The 15,434-nt window shown below is 55.0% G+C and carries 17 protein-coding genes and 1 pseudogene; 16 read left to right on the forward strand and 2 right to left on the reverse strand.

The features are described from left to right. Positions 1 to 41 precede the first annotated feature (41 nt). Both H0A72_RS22170 and H0A72_RS22175 read left to right on the forward strand, forming a co-directional pair. Positions 42 to 1,223, forward strand: coding sequence for a DUF6447 family protein (locus H0A72_RS22170; RefSeq protein WP_246436930.1), 1,182 nt, complete (start codon positions 42 to 44; stop codon positions 1,221 to 1,223). A gap of 106 nt (positions 1,224 to 1,329) precedes the next feature. After that, entirely contained in the window at positions 1,330 to 1,605 is a 276-nt protein-coding gene (locus H0A72_RS22175) for a YlcI/YnfO family protein (protein WP_246436929.1), read from the forward strand. On the opposite strand, the gene H0A72_RS22340 is transcribed toward H0A72_RS22175, so the two are convergent. Continuing rightward, a complete protein-coding gene (locus tag H0A72_RS22340; RefSeq protein WP_281389281.1) occupies positions 1,488 to 2,288 on the reverse strand; it encodes an FAD-dependent monooxygenase in 801 nt (266 codons plus the stop codon). The two genes, H0A72_RS22175 and H0A72_RS22340, sit on opposite strands and share 118 nt — an antisense overlap. Next, entirely contained in the window at positions 2,201 to 2,839 is a 639-nt protein-coding gene (locus tag H0A72_RS22345; protein ID WP_281389290.1) for an FAD-dependent monooxygenase, read from the reverse strand. The genes H0A72_RS22340 and H0A72_RS22345 overlap by 88 nt, the downstream gene beginning before the upstream one ends. A 114-nt stretch (positions 2,840 to 2,953) precedes the next feature. On the opposite strand from H0A72_RS22345, the gene H0A72_RS11900 reads away from it, so the two are divergent. The 14 genes and pseudogenes from H0A72_RS11900 to H0A72_RS11965 all read left to right on the forward strand — a co-directional run. Then, a complete protein-coding gene (locus tag H0A72_RS11900) occupies positions 2,954 to 3,817 on the forward strand; it encodes a fumarylacetoacetate hydrolase family protein (protein ID WP_180155489.1) in 864 nt (287 codons plus the stop codon). After that, positions 3,817 to 4,839, forward strand: coding sequence for an ornithine cyclodeaminase family protein (locus H0A72_RS11905; RefSeq protein ID WP_246436928.1), 1,023 nt, complete (start codon positions 3,817 to 3,819; stop codon positions 4,837 to 4,839). The genes H0A72_RS11900 and H0A72_RS11905 overlap by 1 nt, the downstream gene beginning before the upstream one ends. A gap of 58 nt (positions 4,840 to 4,897) precedes the next feature. Beyond that, on the forward strand, positions 4,898 to 5,995 hold the full coding sequence (locus H0A72_RS11910) for a cupin domain-containing protein (RefSeq protein ID WP_180155491.1): 1,098 nt from the start codon (positions 4,898 to 4,900) through the stop codon (positions 5,993 to 5,995). A 24-nt stretch (positions 5,996 to 6,019) separates the two neighbouring features. Further along, positions 6,020 to 6,517 (forward strand): aromatic-ring-hydroxylating dioxygenase subunit beta, encoded by a 498-nt coding sequence (locus tag H0A72_RS11915; protein ID WP_425502512.1) that lies wholly within the window; start codon positions 6,020 to 6,022, stop codon positions 6,515 to 6,517. A gap of 18 nt (positions 6,518 to 6,535) precedes the next feature. After that, complete coding sequence (locus H0A72_RS11920) at positions 6,536 to 7,777, forward strand: aromatic ring-hydroxylating dioxygenase subunit alpha (RefSeq protein WP_180155495.1); 1,242 nt, start codon at positions 6,536 to 6,538, stop codon at positions 7,775 to 7,777. 49 nt (positions 7,778 to 7,826) lie between these two features. After that, entirely contained in the window at positions 7,827 to 8,816 is a 990-nt protein-coding gene (locus tag H0A72_RS11925; RefSeq protein ID WP_246436927.1) for an NADP-dependent oxidoreductase, read from the forward strand. 33 nt (positions 8,817 to 8,849) lie between these two features. Further along, complete coding sequence (locus H0A72_RS11930) at positions 8,850 to 10,073, forward strand: ABC transporter substrate-binding protein (protein WP_180155499.1); 1,224 nt, start codon at positions 8,850 to 8,852, stop codon at positions 10,071 to 10,073. Between the two features lie 68 nt (positions 10,074 to 10,141). Continuing rightward, positions 10,142 to 11,005, forward strand: a complete 864-nt coding sequence (locus H0A72_RS11935; protein ID WP_180155581.1) for a branched-chain amino acid ABC transporter permease — start codon at positions 10,142 to 10,144, stop codon at positions 11,003 to 11,005. 2 nt (positions 11,006 to 11,007) lie between these two features. Beyond that, positions 11,008 to 12,003 (forward strand): branched-chain amino acid ABC transporter permease, encoded by a 996-nt coding sequence (locus H0A72_RS11940; RefSeq protein WP_180155501.1) that lies wholly within the window; start codon positions 11,008 to 11,010, stop codon positions 12,001 to 12,003. Beyond that, positions 12,000 to 12,743: an ABC transporter ATP-binding protein gene (locus H0A72_RS11945; RefSeq protein ID WP_180155503.1), complete on the forward strand. Its 744-nt coding sequence runs from the start codon at positions 12,000 to 12,002 to the stop codon at positions 12,741 to 12,743. Before H0A72_RS11940 ends, H0A72_RS11945 begins: the two co-directional genes overlap by 4 nt. Continuing rightward, positions 12,743 to 13,438 carry an ABC transporter ATP-binding protein gene (locus H0A72_RS11950; RefSeq protein ID WP_180155505.1) on the forward strand — a complete coding sequence of 232 codons (696 nt, stop codon included), beginning with the start codon at positions 12,743 to 12,745 and terminating at the stop codon, positions 13,436 to 13,438. The genes H0A72_RS11945 and H0A72_RS11950 overlap by 1 nt, the downstream gene beginning before the upstream one ends. Positions 13,439 to 13,453: 15 nt before the next feature. Further along, complete coding sequence (locus H0A72_RS11955; protein WP_180155507.1) at positions 13,454 to 14,197, forward strand: SDR family oxidoreductase; 744 nt, start codon at positions 13,454 to 13,456, stop codon at positions 14,195 to 14,197. Between the two features lie 29 nt (positions 14,198 to 14,226). Further along, a complete protein-coding gene (locus H0A72_RS11960; RefSeq protein WP_180155509.1) occupies positions 14,227 to 14,628 on the forward strand; it encodes a nuclear transport factor 2 family protein in 402 nt (133 codons plus the stop codon). Between the two features lie 53 nt (positions 14,629 to 14,681). After that, positions 14,682 to 15,305: pseudogene (locus tag H0A72_RS11965) on the forward strand (FAA hydrolase family protein); the annotation flags it as partial. Between the last annotated feature and the right edge of the window lie 129 nt (positions 15,306 to 15,434).

Below are 15,434 nucleotides of genomic sequence, written 5' to 3' on the forward strand. Positions count from 1 at the left end.
GAATGCCCTCTCGAAAGAAAATCCTTATTCGAAAATTCCGTATGGACTGTGCCGTATTCCCGGCTGCGAAGGGTACCCAGGGGGCGCAGCAGAGCATCGGCAGCTGGCTCACCCCGCTCCTGCCCAACGAGCCACGCATCTCCGATCCCGTCCGGCAAGCCGCGCTGACTGAGCGTTATCTGCTGCCGGCGTTGCCCGAGCTTGAGGCGTGTCTACTGGCTGTGCGCCGTCAACTGGACGCCGAACTGAAGCGGCTGCAGCCGGTAAAGCTGGGAAAACCCTATCCGCTGGGTCAGTGCCTGGAAATCGCCGAGGCTGTGCAGGCGCGTTTGCGCACGGTGGGGGAATCAGACCTGCCGGCAGACGCCGCCATCGGTTTGCGAGCGCTGCGGGCATTTCAGCGCGCGGGCGGCGATTTCCGTCAGGTGTGGGGCGACCTGCGCGGTCAATACTTCCAAAACGCCTACCAGGTCGGCACGCTGTACATCGACGTGGCCAATGACACGGTCACCCCCACCAAGCCCAAGGTGGAAGTCCTGCCCTTCCACCAGGCGCAGTTCATTCCCATTCAGGACTTTGCGCATTTTCGTCAGATTGCCGGCAGCTATTGGGAGCACGCGGTGTATCCCAACCATGTGCTGCCCGCACTCGCGCCGCATTGCCCGCTGATTCATGTCAACGCGCAGGGACGGATCACGCTGCATGAAGCGACGCAATACATGCTGGCGATGACGCGCAGGCACGGCTTTGCAGCCAGCGAGGTCGTCCTGAGCGAAGCCGCCATGCCCTCAGCGGTCTTCGAGCAAGCCTGTCTGGCCCTCAAGGATGCCGGCTACCGCCTGCCCCGCAACGCCGGACACGGCCGAACACTCGCCATGCAGCAGTGTCGCCAACAACGAGCCAAGCGCCGGCACTTGGAGCTCGGACAGCTCACCCAAGTCGTCCACGAGGCACACCAGATCAACCTGCAGCTTGTACGCTGGCACCGGGAAACCCGCTCGACACGACAACCAACCCAGAAACAAATCATGCCAACCATCAAGATCGACAACATCGACTACGACCTGGACAGCCTGTCCGACGACGCCAAGGCACAGTTGCAGAGCATCCAGTTCGTCGACCAGGAGCTCGCCCGCCTGCAAGCGCAGGTGGCAGCCATGCAGACGGCGCGGAATGCCTACGTCAGCGCTTTGAAGGCCGCGTTGCCAACGGCGCCGATGTAATACTGCCCCCCCCCTGGGGATTATTGGATGACCGCTCGATCACTTTTGATGCGATGGGCAGCTTTCGACTGCAATGCATCGCAAATGCCATGCAAGGATCCTGCTCATGAAAACCGCCACGTTCCCGCCGCCCAGGGTGGATCCGCAGCTGCGCCGGGACACCGAAAGCGTCCTGCGCGAAGGCGAAAGCTTGTCTCAGTTCATCGAGCAGGCCGTACGCAGCAAGGTCGACCTGCACAAGGCAAACGAGGAGTTCCTGGCGCGTCAGACCGGACGGTATGTCGATGCCGACACTGTTCTGGGTAAACTGCGCGCCAAGTGCTTAGGGCGGGCTGAACGGTATGGCGCACGCCTTGCGCGTAGCCGCCAAGCTACATGTTGATCTGGCCGGGATAGAACCAGCGAGCAGTCGTAAAGTCCGCTTGATTCGTCAGGGTCCAAATCGATCACATTCAAAGGCATTCCTCTACCACTCGCCGCCGACAAAAGAGGCGAAACGTCGATTTTCGGGTCAAGGCGCAGTAGTGCATGATTGTTGCCCATGGCATCGTAAAGTGAACGACCGTCGGCCATCCAGACGTGAGGCGTACGGCAGCCGGGTACCGTTGAAGGAGTGTACTCGGCCATGCTATAGGCTGGTTGAGCCGCGCCATCGTATTCGATGATTGGTGACTTATCGTAGAAGTACCCAAAGTTGAGGCCCTTGCATGCGTACTGCTGCACGTTCAATTCGTAAGCTTTTTTGCCTAGCGCACTGCGCGCTGCTTCCCCCTCGGCACTATCTTCTTCTATGGTGCCGGGAACCTCACGGCGTTGCCGCCCCATTTCAATGCAGTGATTCATCACGAAGTGTGATACTTGCTGCGTGATTGGCTGGCGCTCCCGTTCGTAGGCATCAAGTATGCCTTCGTCTCCCCAGCCATCCAGGTAAGCCGCTATCAGCCAGGCAAGATTAGCGGCGTCTGCAATGCCTGCATTCATGCCATAGCCCGCATAAGGAACCCAGATGTGCGCCGAGTCCCCACACAGGAATACTCGATTGTTGCGGAAACGGTTTGCAACCAAACGTCGTCCATACCCCCTTCGGTGCTGAGCACTTCATATTCAAATTCCGCTCCAACACCGAGAATATCCCGAATGCATTTGTCCCGGTTCACGGAATCAAAGTCCGGCTCATCGTCTTTCAAATAGTTATGGATAAGCCAGCGCTCGCTTCCATCGATGGCGTACATATTTCCGCATCGCTTCGGATTCAGCGAGAAAATCGCCCAGGCCGGGCCTTCCGGCATCATGGACAACAATTTCGGGGCGCGTATATAGGTCGACTGACAGCGCTGTATGACCGGGTCTCCTTCAAAGCGGGCTCCTATTTGTTTACGGATCGCGGACTTTCCGCCGTCGCAACCTATCATGAACTGACACTTGATGGTTAGCGGCTCATTGCTTGCAAGACGAAGACAGCGCAAGCTGACACCTTCGCCGTCCTGTGAAAAGGACTCGAAGCCGGTTCCGTACAGAATTTCCAATCTATCAAAACGGGCGGCATGTTTTGCAAGGAGGGGCTCAAGAAATATTTGGTTGATACGATGGGCTTTTGTTCGGATGCCTGATCCCATTTGGAACAAGTGCTGTTCCGTTCTCTGTGTTGTGACGCTTTTTTCATGCGTCTATGATTGCTGGCATAAAAACAGATCGCGTCATTCTGGATGGCGCTGTAATCGGAGGCATGCATGCAATACGGAAGCTACATCCCGTTTGGTAGTGAGAAGAAGGCGGCGCTCTATGGTGTCGTTGATAAGGGGTTTGTTTTCGATTTGGCGACGCCAGCGCTACCTGATTTACGAGCTGCGTTGGAATGGGAAAGCCTGGATGGATTAAATCGTCGCGCTGTTGATCGTATTGCGAAGGGAGATGGGCTCAAGGGCGAAGAAGTTACCTGGCTTTCCCCCGTTCCGAATCCCGACAAAATCCTCTGCGTGGGTCTGAATTTTTATAAGCATGCCGAGGAAGCCGGTATGGCAGTTCCGGTTCGGCCTTCAATTTTTGTGCGCTTCGGATCCTCACTCGTCGGACATAACACTCCGGTGGTGCGTCCTGCTGTTTCCGATCATTTTGATTACGAAGCTGAGCTGGCAGTCATCATCGGCAAACCTGCTTATCAGGTTTCGGAGGAAGAAGCGCTGGATTACATTGCGGGTTATTCCTGTCTCGCTGAGAATTCCATTCGTGATTGGCAGCGCCATACTAATCAGGCGACACCGGGGAAGAATTTCATGTCCTCCGGGGCGTTCGGCCCTTGGCTGGTTACGCCGGATGAGTCGGGGCCTGCCGAGGAGATGGTGATTTCCGGCTGGCTGAATGGAGAGCTGGTGCAACGAGATACCGGCGCAAACATGATTTTCTCCGTTGCATACACGATTTCTTATTTGTCGACTTTCACCGAGTTGCTTCCGGGAGACGTGATCTCGATGGGAACACCGGCGGGCGTCGGGCTGGCGTATGACCCACCTCGTTATCTAAAGCCGGGCGACAGGTTCGAAGTGGAGATTTCAGGAGTGGGGCGGTTGAGTAATACCGTCTCCCAGGGTAATTGATGAAGGATATGGATATGCAGGATGCGGCAATCTGGCTAAGCGAAGAGGATATTACTTCCTTGGTCACACTCAATGACACGATCAGCGAACTGGAGACGGGTTTGCGCCAGTTGGGACAAGGAACGGCGTTCAATATCCCAAAGGCGCTCGGCTCACTTGGAGAAGCTGCCTCCATGCATTCGCTTGGGTCTGCACTGGTAGAGGCTGGATTTTGTGGCTACAAGAACTGGGTGAACACGCCCCGCGGAGCAAAGGCGGTTTTCATACTGTTCCACGCCGATGAAGGTCGTTTGCTGGCAATCATGGAAGCGAATGCATTGGGGCAGTTGCGCACGTCAGCCATGACCGGTTTGGGTACTAAGTGGCTTGCCCCTGAACACGTCAGTGACATGGCTGTTATCGGTTCAGGTCGGCAGGCACTTGCACAGATTGCTGCGGTGGACGCTGTGCGTCCTTTAAGCCGTCTACGTATCTGGAGCCCGACGGCAGAGCGGCGATCTGCCTTCTGCGAGAAGGTGCGCGAGCAGTTTGCTATGGAAGTCATCAATGCCAATTCTCTTGAAGAGGCAGTTGATGGTGCCGAGATCGTCACCACGGTCACACGTGCCCGGACCCCCTTTCTGCACGGCAATCTGTTGGCAAAAGGCGCGCACTACAATGCAGTCGGCGCCATCCTGCCTTCGAATGCAGAATTCCACCAGGACGTCTTCGAGCGTGTCAGCATCATGGCTGTCGACGATGTACCCAACACCAAGAAAGCTTCGCGAGAGTTCATGGATCACTTCGATGTAGAGGGTAGGGACTGGGGTAGAGTTCGCCCTCTGGGCGAACTGATTGCCGGGAATGAGTGTAAGCCGGCAGGCGGGGATTTGTCCTTATTCAAATCCATGGGTATGGGGATTTCCGATCTCTCGGTGGCTGCGCTTGCTTATCAACGCGCCTTGCAAAGCAACCTCGGTCTTCGCATTCCCCTGATGCAGAATGCACCTGTGCGCTGGGCCGCGCCTGCCCAGCAATCGTAGCGTGCGCCCATCTCAGCGCCGCCAGAACAGAGACGACAAGGATAGACAAGGAGACGAAATGAATAACGGTATTACCCTGATCGATGTCAGCGGCCAACCCGCGCGAGAGCAGACTTTCTGGCCGACGGTAGTGCTTCGTAGAGCGATTATTGAAGCCGAGATCGAGCGCTTGGCAAGTATCGATCGCCCAGTAGACGGTCGGCGTGCTGCGGCAGTCAACCATCCAATGAATACCGGTCCGGTTCCTGCGTTTGCTCCCGGAATCGACGTCCATATTGTGGTGCTCAAACCGGGTGAGGAGACTGTTCCTGTATTGCGCAATTCCAGTTCCGTGGATATGTGCATCCGCGGTTCAGCGACCGTATCCAACGGCGGTATGCCGTTTCAGGTCGAGAAGTACGACGTATGGAATACACCGTCGATGCACCCGGTTGTTTACCGTAACGACGGCAACGACCTGTTTGTCAGGCTTTCCTACAGCAATACTCCGTTGCTGGAGCGGCTCGATGTACATTACAGTAGCCCGGTCGAGGGCGCTCGGCAGAACGGTGATCGCCCCAGTGAGCCGCATGTGGTGCAACGCAGTGCCCGCGATGCTGCCGTGCCGATTCCCATTGGGCAGGATGGCGCCCAGCTGATGGGTTATGAGTGGCTGGTGGATATCGACACGATCGATTCGAAGGTGCTGCACTGGCCATGGAAGGATGTCGCTCCTCATCTCGACCAGGTGCATAATCTGGACCTTAGCTATACGGGCCGGCACTTATATGTGCTCTATAACCCGGCTACAGAGCGCCGGATCGGTACCTCCCATAGTTTCTTCGCCACCATCGCAAAGCTGCCGCCGGGCAAGGTCGACAAGCCGCATCGCCATACCTCTGCTGCGATCAACTACATCATGTGGGGACACGGCAAGAGCGTGGTGAACGGCGAGCGGATCGAATGGGAAGAAGGCGATCTGCACTTTTCCGCACCGGGCTGGTCAATTCATAACCATGCTTCGCGTGAACAAGGATTCATGGCGCTCACGATTCAGGACCATCCTCTGCACATCGCGATGGAATCGCTGTTGTGGCAGGAAACATTGAAATCTCCCATTACCAAGCTCGGCTCGGAACAGGGAATCGAGACCAATCTGACAGCTATTGGAGGGTAGAAGGTGCGAGATCGTATCGAACCCATTGTGCGCAAGCTCGCGCCTGACGCAGAGCTGCTGCTGCTTGAGAACCAGTTGCGCCACTTCTATGAAGAGGTCGCCGAATTGCTCGATCAGGACTTGGTGGAAGAGTTTCCGGCCTATTTCCTGGACGATTGCATATACCAGGTCGTTTCGCGAGAGAACTACACCGAGAAGCTTCCGCAAGCAGCAATCTATTGTGACGGCGTGGCAATGGTACGCGACCGTGTCATTGCCTTGCGCGAAACTCAAGTGTATGTCCCGCGGGTCTGGCGACATTTTATCAGCGGCGTCCGGGTCACGGCCATTGAAGGAGATGAAATTCATGCGCGCGCCAATTTCCTGATTACCGAGGCTACATCGGACAACGACCCAACAGTCTTTCTTGTAGGGACGTATCTCGATATTGTTGTGCGAGACGGCGATAGTTTCAGATTCAAGCAACGGCTTGCTGTATTTGATAACCATCATATATCGAGATCGCTCATCGCACCGGTATAAGGGACAGGAGAAATGGATATGCAGCAAGCTACGATCATCAGCCCTATCAAGAATCGTCATTGGCCAGAAGAAGGGTGGACGCGCGTTCCGTATTGGGTATATTCCGATCCGGAAATTTATCAGCGCGAGCTGGACACTTTTTTTTATGGTCCCAGTTGGAACTATGTCGCGCTGGACTGTGAAGTCCCTGAGCAGGGTTGCTACAAACGTAGTTGGATAGGCGAACGGCAGGTGATTGTCGTTCGGGGCGAGAACGACCAGATCTTTGTCTGGGAGAATCGTTGTGCCCATCGCGGTGCCCGCGTCTGCTGGAAAAACAAAGGCAAGGAAGAGTCCTTTACCTGTCCTTATCACCAATGGAATTTTGCGCTCGACGGCAGTCTGCAAGGTGTTCCGCTAAAACGTGGCGTATTGCGCAAGGGCGGAATGCCGTCAGATTTCGATAATGCGGATCACGGGCTCAAGCGCCTGCGGGTCCATGTGGAAGGCGGCTCGATCTGGGCCAGTTTTCATGACGACCCTCCGCCGTTTGAAACATTCTGTGGCGCAGAAGTCCTGACAGCGTTGCGCCGGCAGTTTTCGGGCAAGGGCTTGCGTTTGCTGGGCTACAACCGGCAGCGTATCCCCAGCAACTGGAAGCTGTATTTCGAGAATCTGAAAGATCCTTATCATGCGACCTTGCTGCATTCTTTCTTGATTACCTTCGGCCTCTGGCGTGCGGATACGCAGTCCGAGTCGATTCCGACTGATTCAGGACACAGCATCATGGTGTCCCGGAACGTGGGTAAGAAGAAGACTGAAGCTGCCTCCGAAATCAAGCGTTTCAAGGAAGAGCTTGAACTGTTTGATAAAGATACCGTGACACCGCGAAACGAGTTCGACGATGGCAAAGTCGTTGCCGTGACGCACTTTCCAAGTGTTGTGATCCATCAGCAAGCCAATACATTCGGCATGCGCCATGTGATTCCCAAGGGGCCCGACTCTTTCGAACTGGCCTGGACATTCTTCGGCTATGAAGACGACGACGAAGAGATGACTCGTCTGCGTGTACGTCACGCCAACCTGTACGGACCGGCCGGGTTCGTTGCGATGGAAGACGGTGAAGTGCTCAGTGAGTCTCAACTGGGTACGCACCATTACGCACATCGATCGGCGGTCGTTGAGATGGGTGGGCGGGGCGTTGAGCCGCAGGATCACATGGTCACAGAAGTGCTGATCCGGGCTTTCTACAAGCACTACCGCGAGCTGATGGGACTCTGACATGGGGCCGCACACCGCCACTGGGCTTGTCCCTGAGCGATACAGGCGTATGGTGCTCGCGTCCCGTCCCGTAGACAAGCCGGACACCACGCATTTCCGGCTGGAGGAAGTCGGGATGCCCGGCGTGGCTGCGGGGCAGGTTCTGGTTCGAAATCGCTATCTTTCGATTGACCCCTATATGGTGGGTCGCATGTACACGACGCAGTCTTATGCAGCTGCTCAAGCGCTGGGTGAAACGATGGTAGGCGAAACGGCCGGGCATGTAATTGCGTCGCAGCATCCGGATTTCCAGATTGGGGACGCAGTGGTCGGCGCCCTGGGATGGCAGGAGTACGGTGTGTCTGACGGCACCAATCTGCGCAGGGTTGACGAACAGCGGGCGCCGCTGTCGGCGTATCTGGGCATGCTCGGCATGACGGGGGTTACCGCATGGTACGGCATAAACAGAATCTGCCGTCCGGTCGAGGGTGACACGGTACTGGTCAGTGCCGCTGCAGGGGCAGTAGGTGGCGTCGCCGTGCAACTGGCAAAAGCCAAGGGTTGCAAGGTTATCGGCATTGCCGGAGGCGAACAGAAATGTCATTACGTGACACGCGTCTTGGGAGCCAATGCCTGCATCGATTACCGGCCGCTTGCCTCAAAAGAGGCGTTGACGGAGGAGATTTTCAAGCATGCCGTCGACGGGGTGGATGCGTTCTTCGACAACGTCAATGGTTGGGTGCTTGATGCGGCCTTCCCGGCCATGAGTCTGGGTGGACGTATCGCCCTGTGTGGGATGATCGGCCGCTATGGAAACAGGTCGATGCAGCTGTTATCGCATCACTTTCTTTTGCTTTCAAGGCTTACGGCGCAAGGTTTCATCGTTTGGGATCACGTGGGTGAGTGGGGCCGTGCCGTAGATGAACTGAGCGATTTGATGGACGGTGGTTTGCTCAGATCCGAAGAAACTCGTGCGTTCGGGATTGAGGCTGCGCCGCATGCTTGTTTAGGCTTGCTCGCAGGGAAGAATGTTGGAAAACAGTTGGTTCAGTTTTATTAAGAGTTCCTTATTCTTGAATCATCAGGGGAGACAATGAAGAAATTACAATTATCAGCCGGTAACGGCATCACCCGTAGGGGTTTCATTAAAGTGGCCGGATTGACAGGCGCTGCCGCCATGCTTGGAGGCTCTGCACCGGCCGTGCTGGCACAATCGAAGGCACCTTTGAAGATCGGCGCGTTGAACTCCTATTCCAAGGTGTTCGCAGCCTTGGGTAATGCCAATATCCAGGGGATGGCGCTTTATTTCAATTCGATCGGAAACTCAATCGCAGGCCGACCGATTGAAATCATCAGAGAGGATGATGAAATCAACCCTCAGGTCGGACTGCAGAAGCTGAAGAAGCTTGTCGAAAGTGACAAATGCGATCTGGTGACGGGTATTCAGGCATCTAATGTGGCGATGGCGGCTGTCCAGTACCTGCGCCAGAGCCAAGCCTTCATGGTGTGCTCAGGCGCCGGCCTGGTGAACCTGGCATTTACCGGCTTGCCATACTTCTTCCGCAGCTCTGTTAATACCTATCCTGTTCATGCGGCGATGGGCGAGTGGGTATACGATAACGTCAGCAAGGAAGTCCTGATCAGCGCATCCGACTTTGCGGGCGGTCGTGGCTCGTTGAACGAGTTCAAGGATGGCTTCCAGGACCGCGGCGGGAAAATAATTAAGGAAATTTATCCCCCATTGGGCAACAACGACTTCAGCCCATATTTTGCGGACATGCGGAACATCAATCCGGCTGCCACTTTTCATTTCTATGCGGGTACGGACGCGGTGCGTTTTGTGAACCAGTATTCCGAGTACGGGTTGAAGGACCGCATTCCAATTACCGGTTCGGGTTTCATGCTGGATAGTGATACTTTGCCTGCCCAAGGACACTCTGCGCTTGGGATACGTAATGTACTGCACTACGCCGACACCTTGCAAAATGACGCCAACAAGCAGTTTGTTGAAGCCTATCGCGCCGCACATAACGAGTATCCCAGCGTTTATGCTGAATACGGTTATGTCGCCGCAGCGGTTATTCACGCCGCCGTTGAAGCTGTTGATGGCAATACGTCAGATAAAAGAAAGTTGCGTGAGGCAATGCTTGCGGTGCAACTGAATGCCCCAAGGGGACCGTTCAAGTTCAACCAGAAGACCCAAGGTCCAGTCCATAACGTCTACATCCGGGAAGTGGCCGAGGTGGATGGTCGTATCACCAATAAAGTGATTCACACTATTAACGACGTCACTGATCCGGACAAGTTGCCGACCTGACGGAACGACTCTTCCGGCCGATTCGGCTTTCGCTGGATCGGCGCCCTTTGTTTCGCTTCGATGATGCCATGGATTTTCTAATCTCACAGCTGCTGAACAGTCTTGTCTTCGGTATGCTGCTTTTCATGATGTCGGCCGGTTTGTCCCTGATATTCGGCTTGATGAACGTGGTAAACCTTGCCCACGGCTCGTTCTTCATGATCGGCTCGTTTACTGCCTTCTCCCTTGCGCAGTGGTCGGGGAATTTCTGGATCGCACTGGCCGCCGGTTGGGTTCCTGCGGCTGCTGCTGCCGTACTGATGGAACGTGTGTTCATCCGGCCGATGTACTCGCGCAGCCATCTCGACCAAGTGCTTCTTACCTTCGGCTTTATCTTTGTTTTCGGGGATATCTGCAAGTACTTGTGGGGGCCGGATATCCGTAACATCGCTCCGCCTGAAGCATTGCAAGGCGCGATCATGGTGGCGGGAGCAGTGTTGCCAAAGTATCGATTGTTTCTAGTGGCTTTCGGGGTGGCGCTTGCCGTGCTGCTTTGGTTTTTCCTGGAGCGCAGCCGGGTTGGGGCAATGATCAGGGCGGGCGTCGACGACGCAGCGACCGCAGCTGGTATTGGAATAAATGTACCGTTTCTTTTTGGCTGTATTTTTGCTCTTGGCGCGGCATTGGCGGCTATTGGCGGAATTGTTGCTGGGCCGGTTATGGGGACCTATCTCGGAATGGATATCGAAATCCTTATTCCTGCGTTTATTGTTACGGTGGTTGGCGGAATGGGTAGTTTGAAAGGTGCGCTCGTTGCCAGTCTACTCGTCGGAGCGATAGATACCTTCGGAAAAGCGTACTTTCCAGATTACGCGTTATTTCTCATTTACCTGTTGATGGTGGTTGTGTTGTTGATGCGGCCGCACGGGTTGTTTGGCATGGTGAAAGGATAAACATGAGTAAATCTATTCATCTTCCTGGCTTTCTGGGCCTGATCCTTTTACTTGTTGTCGCGCCTTTTGGTGGAGATTATCTGCTTGGGATCGTATCTGAGATTCTGATTTTCGCCATTTTTGCAATGAGCTTAAATCTGCTCGTTGGGTACACGGGATTGTTGTCATTTGGCCATTCCGCATTTTTTGGCGTAGCAACCTATGTTGCAATCGGACTCGGAGTCCATCTCGGGATTTCCGGATGGCTTGGCGCTGTTGCCGGCGTCATTGCATCCACCGCGTTGGCGGCGTTCATCGGTCTGTTCTGCATACGGGTCAAAGGTATTCCTTTCCTCATGCTAACCATGGCCTTCTCTCAGTTGTTGTTTGCCACAGCATTGAAATGGAGGTCGGTCACTGGAGGTACGGACGGATTGATCGGCTTCATGCCGCCGGATCTCTTCGGTTGGAACATGGGGTCTGATGCGATTGCCCGTTATATCGTCATTGTGATCGGTTTTCTTTCAGTGTTGGTGTTCCTCTGGTATCTGGTGCGCTCTCCGCTGGGTTCGATCTTTATCGGGATACGAGATAACGAGCAACGCATGCGGGCGATCGGCTACCCAGTGCAACGTTTCAAGCTGATCGCCTTCACGATATCCGGTTGCCTGGCAGGTATCGGGGGCTCGCTGTACGCACTGTTCAACTCTTATGTATCCTCGGATATTCTGCACTGGCATCTTTCCGGCGATGCCATGATCATGGTGATTCTGGGTGGCAGTGGAACCGTATTTGGTCCTGCATTGGGTGCCGCGCTTTTTCTGCTGCTCAAGAACTACATCAGTTCGTACAACGAGTACTGGGCATTCTGGGTCGGCGTTACTTTCATCTTCTGTGTGATGTTCCTCCGGGAAGGTGTTTGGGGTTTGATCATGAAGAACTTCTCAAAACAATTCTTCCGTAAGAGGGAATCTAGGAAACCGGTCGTTGCGCCGGTAACCACGGGAGAGCAATTATGACCCTCCTGAGAACAGAGAATCTCTGCAAGTCCTTCGGAAACCTGCAAGTAACAACCAATGTTTCACTATCGGTCTTCCCCGGGGAACGGCATGTCATCATCGGGCCCAACGGCGCAGGTAAGACAAGCCTGGTGCACCAACTGACCGGACAATTGCGATGCTCTTCCGGGCGTATTCTTTTCAAGGAACGGGACATCACCGGAATGGAACCCGAGGCCATATGCCAGATGGGGATAGGCCGAACCTTTCAGAAGAATACGCTGTTCCCCTCTTTGTCCGTTGCCGAGAATGTGCGTCTGGCGGTGCAGGCCAAGCAAGGTAGTTGGTATCAGGCTTTGCGCAACATTGATTCGATGGCGGCGCACTGGGAACGGAGCTACCAGATTCTTGATCAGATTCAATTGACTGATTCTGCGGATCAACGGGTATCGAACCTGTCATACGGCGAGCAGCGCCAACTGGAGATCGCCATTGCGTTGGCGGCAGAGCCGGAACTTTTGCTGTTGGATGAGCCGACTTCGGGTATGTCTCCGGCAGAGACCAATCGCATGATTGACCTGGTTCGTACCTTGCCCGAGTCGCTCACCATTCTCATGATAGAGCACGATATGAAAGTGGTTTTTTCCCTGGCGGATACGATCACTGTCTTGTATTACGGCGAGGTGCTTGCCAGCGGTACGCCAGATGAAATCAAGAGCAACGAGAAAGTGCGTGAGGTCTATCTCGGAGGGAAGCACTAATGCTCGAGGTTAGAGATATTCATTCCTATTACGATGACAGCCATATTCTTCATGGCGTCTCGCTCTCGGTTGAACCAGGAAAGGTGACGTCCGTTCTTGGTCGTAACGGTGCAGGGAAAACAACTACCGTCCTGTCGATCATGGGTTATCTGAAGCCGCGCCAGGGCTCTATTCATTACAACAATCAACGTCTGGACAGCCTTCCTTCGCATCGAATATCCCGTATGGGGGTAGGCTTTGTTCCACAGGAACGGGGAGTATTCCCGAGTCTGACTGTCGAAGAGAACCTGACCGTCGCTGCACGGCCCGGAAAAGATGGAGCCTGGACGCTTGAGCGTGTCTATGAGACTTTCCCCAGGCTGTATGAGCGGCGTCAGAACAGTGGGTTTCAGCTGTCGGGGGGGGAGCAGCAGATGGTGGCCATCGCCCGTGCGCTCATGCTCAACCCCACGATGATCATTCTTGACGAACCGTCCGAAGGACTCGCTCCTCTCATTGTGGACGAAATTGGCACGATTCTGCAGCATCTCAAAGACGAGGGGCTGGGCGTTCTCCTGATCGAGCAGAACCTGAAATTCGCGCTAGCGCTTGGTGATATGCATTATGTGCTGTCTAAGGGTGAAGTCTGTTTCTGCGGGGATTCGGACTCTCTGCGAGGCAATGAGGCAGTGCTGAGCACGCACTTGAGCGTATAACCGGACAAGATGAGTATGGCACAAAAAGGTTTATTCGTCGTTACCGGTGGCACGCGGGGCATCGGTGCCGCGATTGCCAGAATGGCTTCCCGGTCTTGGCCGGTGGTCATGATGTATCGCTCCGATATTTATCAGGCCCAGGCCATGGTTGCGGAAATTAACGCCAGCGGTGGTGAGGCGCATAGCATTCAGGTGGACATCGGTGATGAGCAGGATGTCGTCAGGGCGTTCACGCTTATCGACAACCTGGGTCGACCCGAAGTGCTGGTGAACAATGCCGCTATAACGGGCGGCGTATCGAGGGTAAAAGATGTTCGGGCTGATGTATTGGACGCAGTTTTTCGAACCAATATTACGGGGCCGTTTCTGGCTTCACGCGAGGCGATCCGTCGCATGTCTAGCCGGTCGGGAGGGTCGGGGGGCTGCATTGTGAATATCTCTTCCGGCGCTTCAGTCCTGGGTTCCCCGAACAACTGGGTCCATTACGCGGCATCCAAAGGCGCGATCGATACCTTTACCGTGGGCTTGTCCAAGGAGGTGGCCAAGGAGGGCATCCGGGTGAATGCTGTCCGTCCCGGCGTGGTGGATACGGAAATTCATCATTCGCGCGAGCCAGCCGAACTGCAGGCAATGATCAATGCGATTCCCTTGGGCCGAATGGGAACAATAGATGAAATCAGCCAGGCGGTGATGTGGCTGGCATCGCCGGCGGCGTCATACGTAACGGGGGCGTTGCTTGACGTCCGCGGCGGATTTTGAGCACTTACAAGAAAGAATAGGGAGAATTCATGTCAAACCCCGGTATCAATACCTTGGCGTCGGTTGTCTACCAGTTCTTCGCAGGGCTGGACAATCGCGATAACAAAGCAGTTGCGGCGCTGATGGCTCGCGACGGTGTATGGGTCCGTCAAGGGTCAGAGCTGCAAGGGCAGGCGGCCGTCCAGAAGGCGCTGGAAACCCGCGACCCACAACGCTATACGGCTCATATCGTCACCAACCTGTGGGTCGAGAACGTGACTCCGACCACAGCCAGGGTTCGCTTCTACATGACGGCGTATGAGATGCGTTCTGGTCTGGAGAAACCCGAGTTTTTGGGGACGCGTGACTGCGTTGATGACCTGCGCCTGGAAGAGGGCGGCTGGCGCATTCTTCGTAAGGAAAGCCGTCGCATCATGCCGCCGGAAGCATAAGGCGGTTCGCTCGACACAGTTCCTTTACCGCTGCGTCCTGATGGAGAATTACTTTGTTATCCGATGACCTCATTCACGCTTTGGCGCGTGATTTCTACGAAGCCGAACAGAGTCGCGTGCAAGTGCGTGCACCGTCTGTCAGGTATCCAGATCTGACAATGGCTGATGCTTATGCTATCCAGAACGCTTGGGTGGAGATGAAAATAGCCAGTGGCAATCCGATTAAGGGATTCAAGATTGGCCTGACATCACGTGCGATGCAAATGGCCGTGGGGATCAGCGAGCCTGATCATGGTGTTTTACTGGAAGACATGTTTTTCGAGAGCGGTGAAACCATTCCCTCCGATCGATTTATTGGGCCCCGTCTCGAAGTGGAACTCGCTTTTGTCCTGGGAAAACAGTTGAAAGGCCCTAACGTGTCGGTCTTCGACGTACTGGATGCCACACAGTATGTCGTGCCTGCGCTCGAGATCATCGATTCACGCGCTTTCATGACGGATCCTGACACTGGGCGACAACGAAGCGTGCTGGATACCATTGCCGATAACGCGGCAAATGCGGGGGTGATACTTGGGGGCAACCCTATTCGACCCGAACAGGCCGATCTGCGGTGGGTCAGCGCAATCCTGAGCCAGAACGGGGTTATTGAGGAAACGGGGGTTGCCGCGGGCGTGCTGGGCTGACCTGTCCCGGCTTTTTCGATCCAAGGTAACTTGAGACAATGGCCTCTCAGAGAGTGAGAGGCATATGAAGAAGACGCGATACAGCGACGAGCAGATAGTCCGGATCCTGCGCGAAGCCGATAG

The sequence above is a fragment of the Parapusillimonas granuli genome, from assembly GCF_013416525.1.
Taxonomy (GTDB): domain Bacteria; phylum Pseudomonadota; class Gammaproteobacteria; order Burkholderiales; family Burkholderiaceae_B; genus Parapusillimonas; species Parapusillimonas granuli.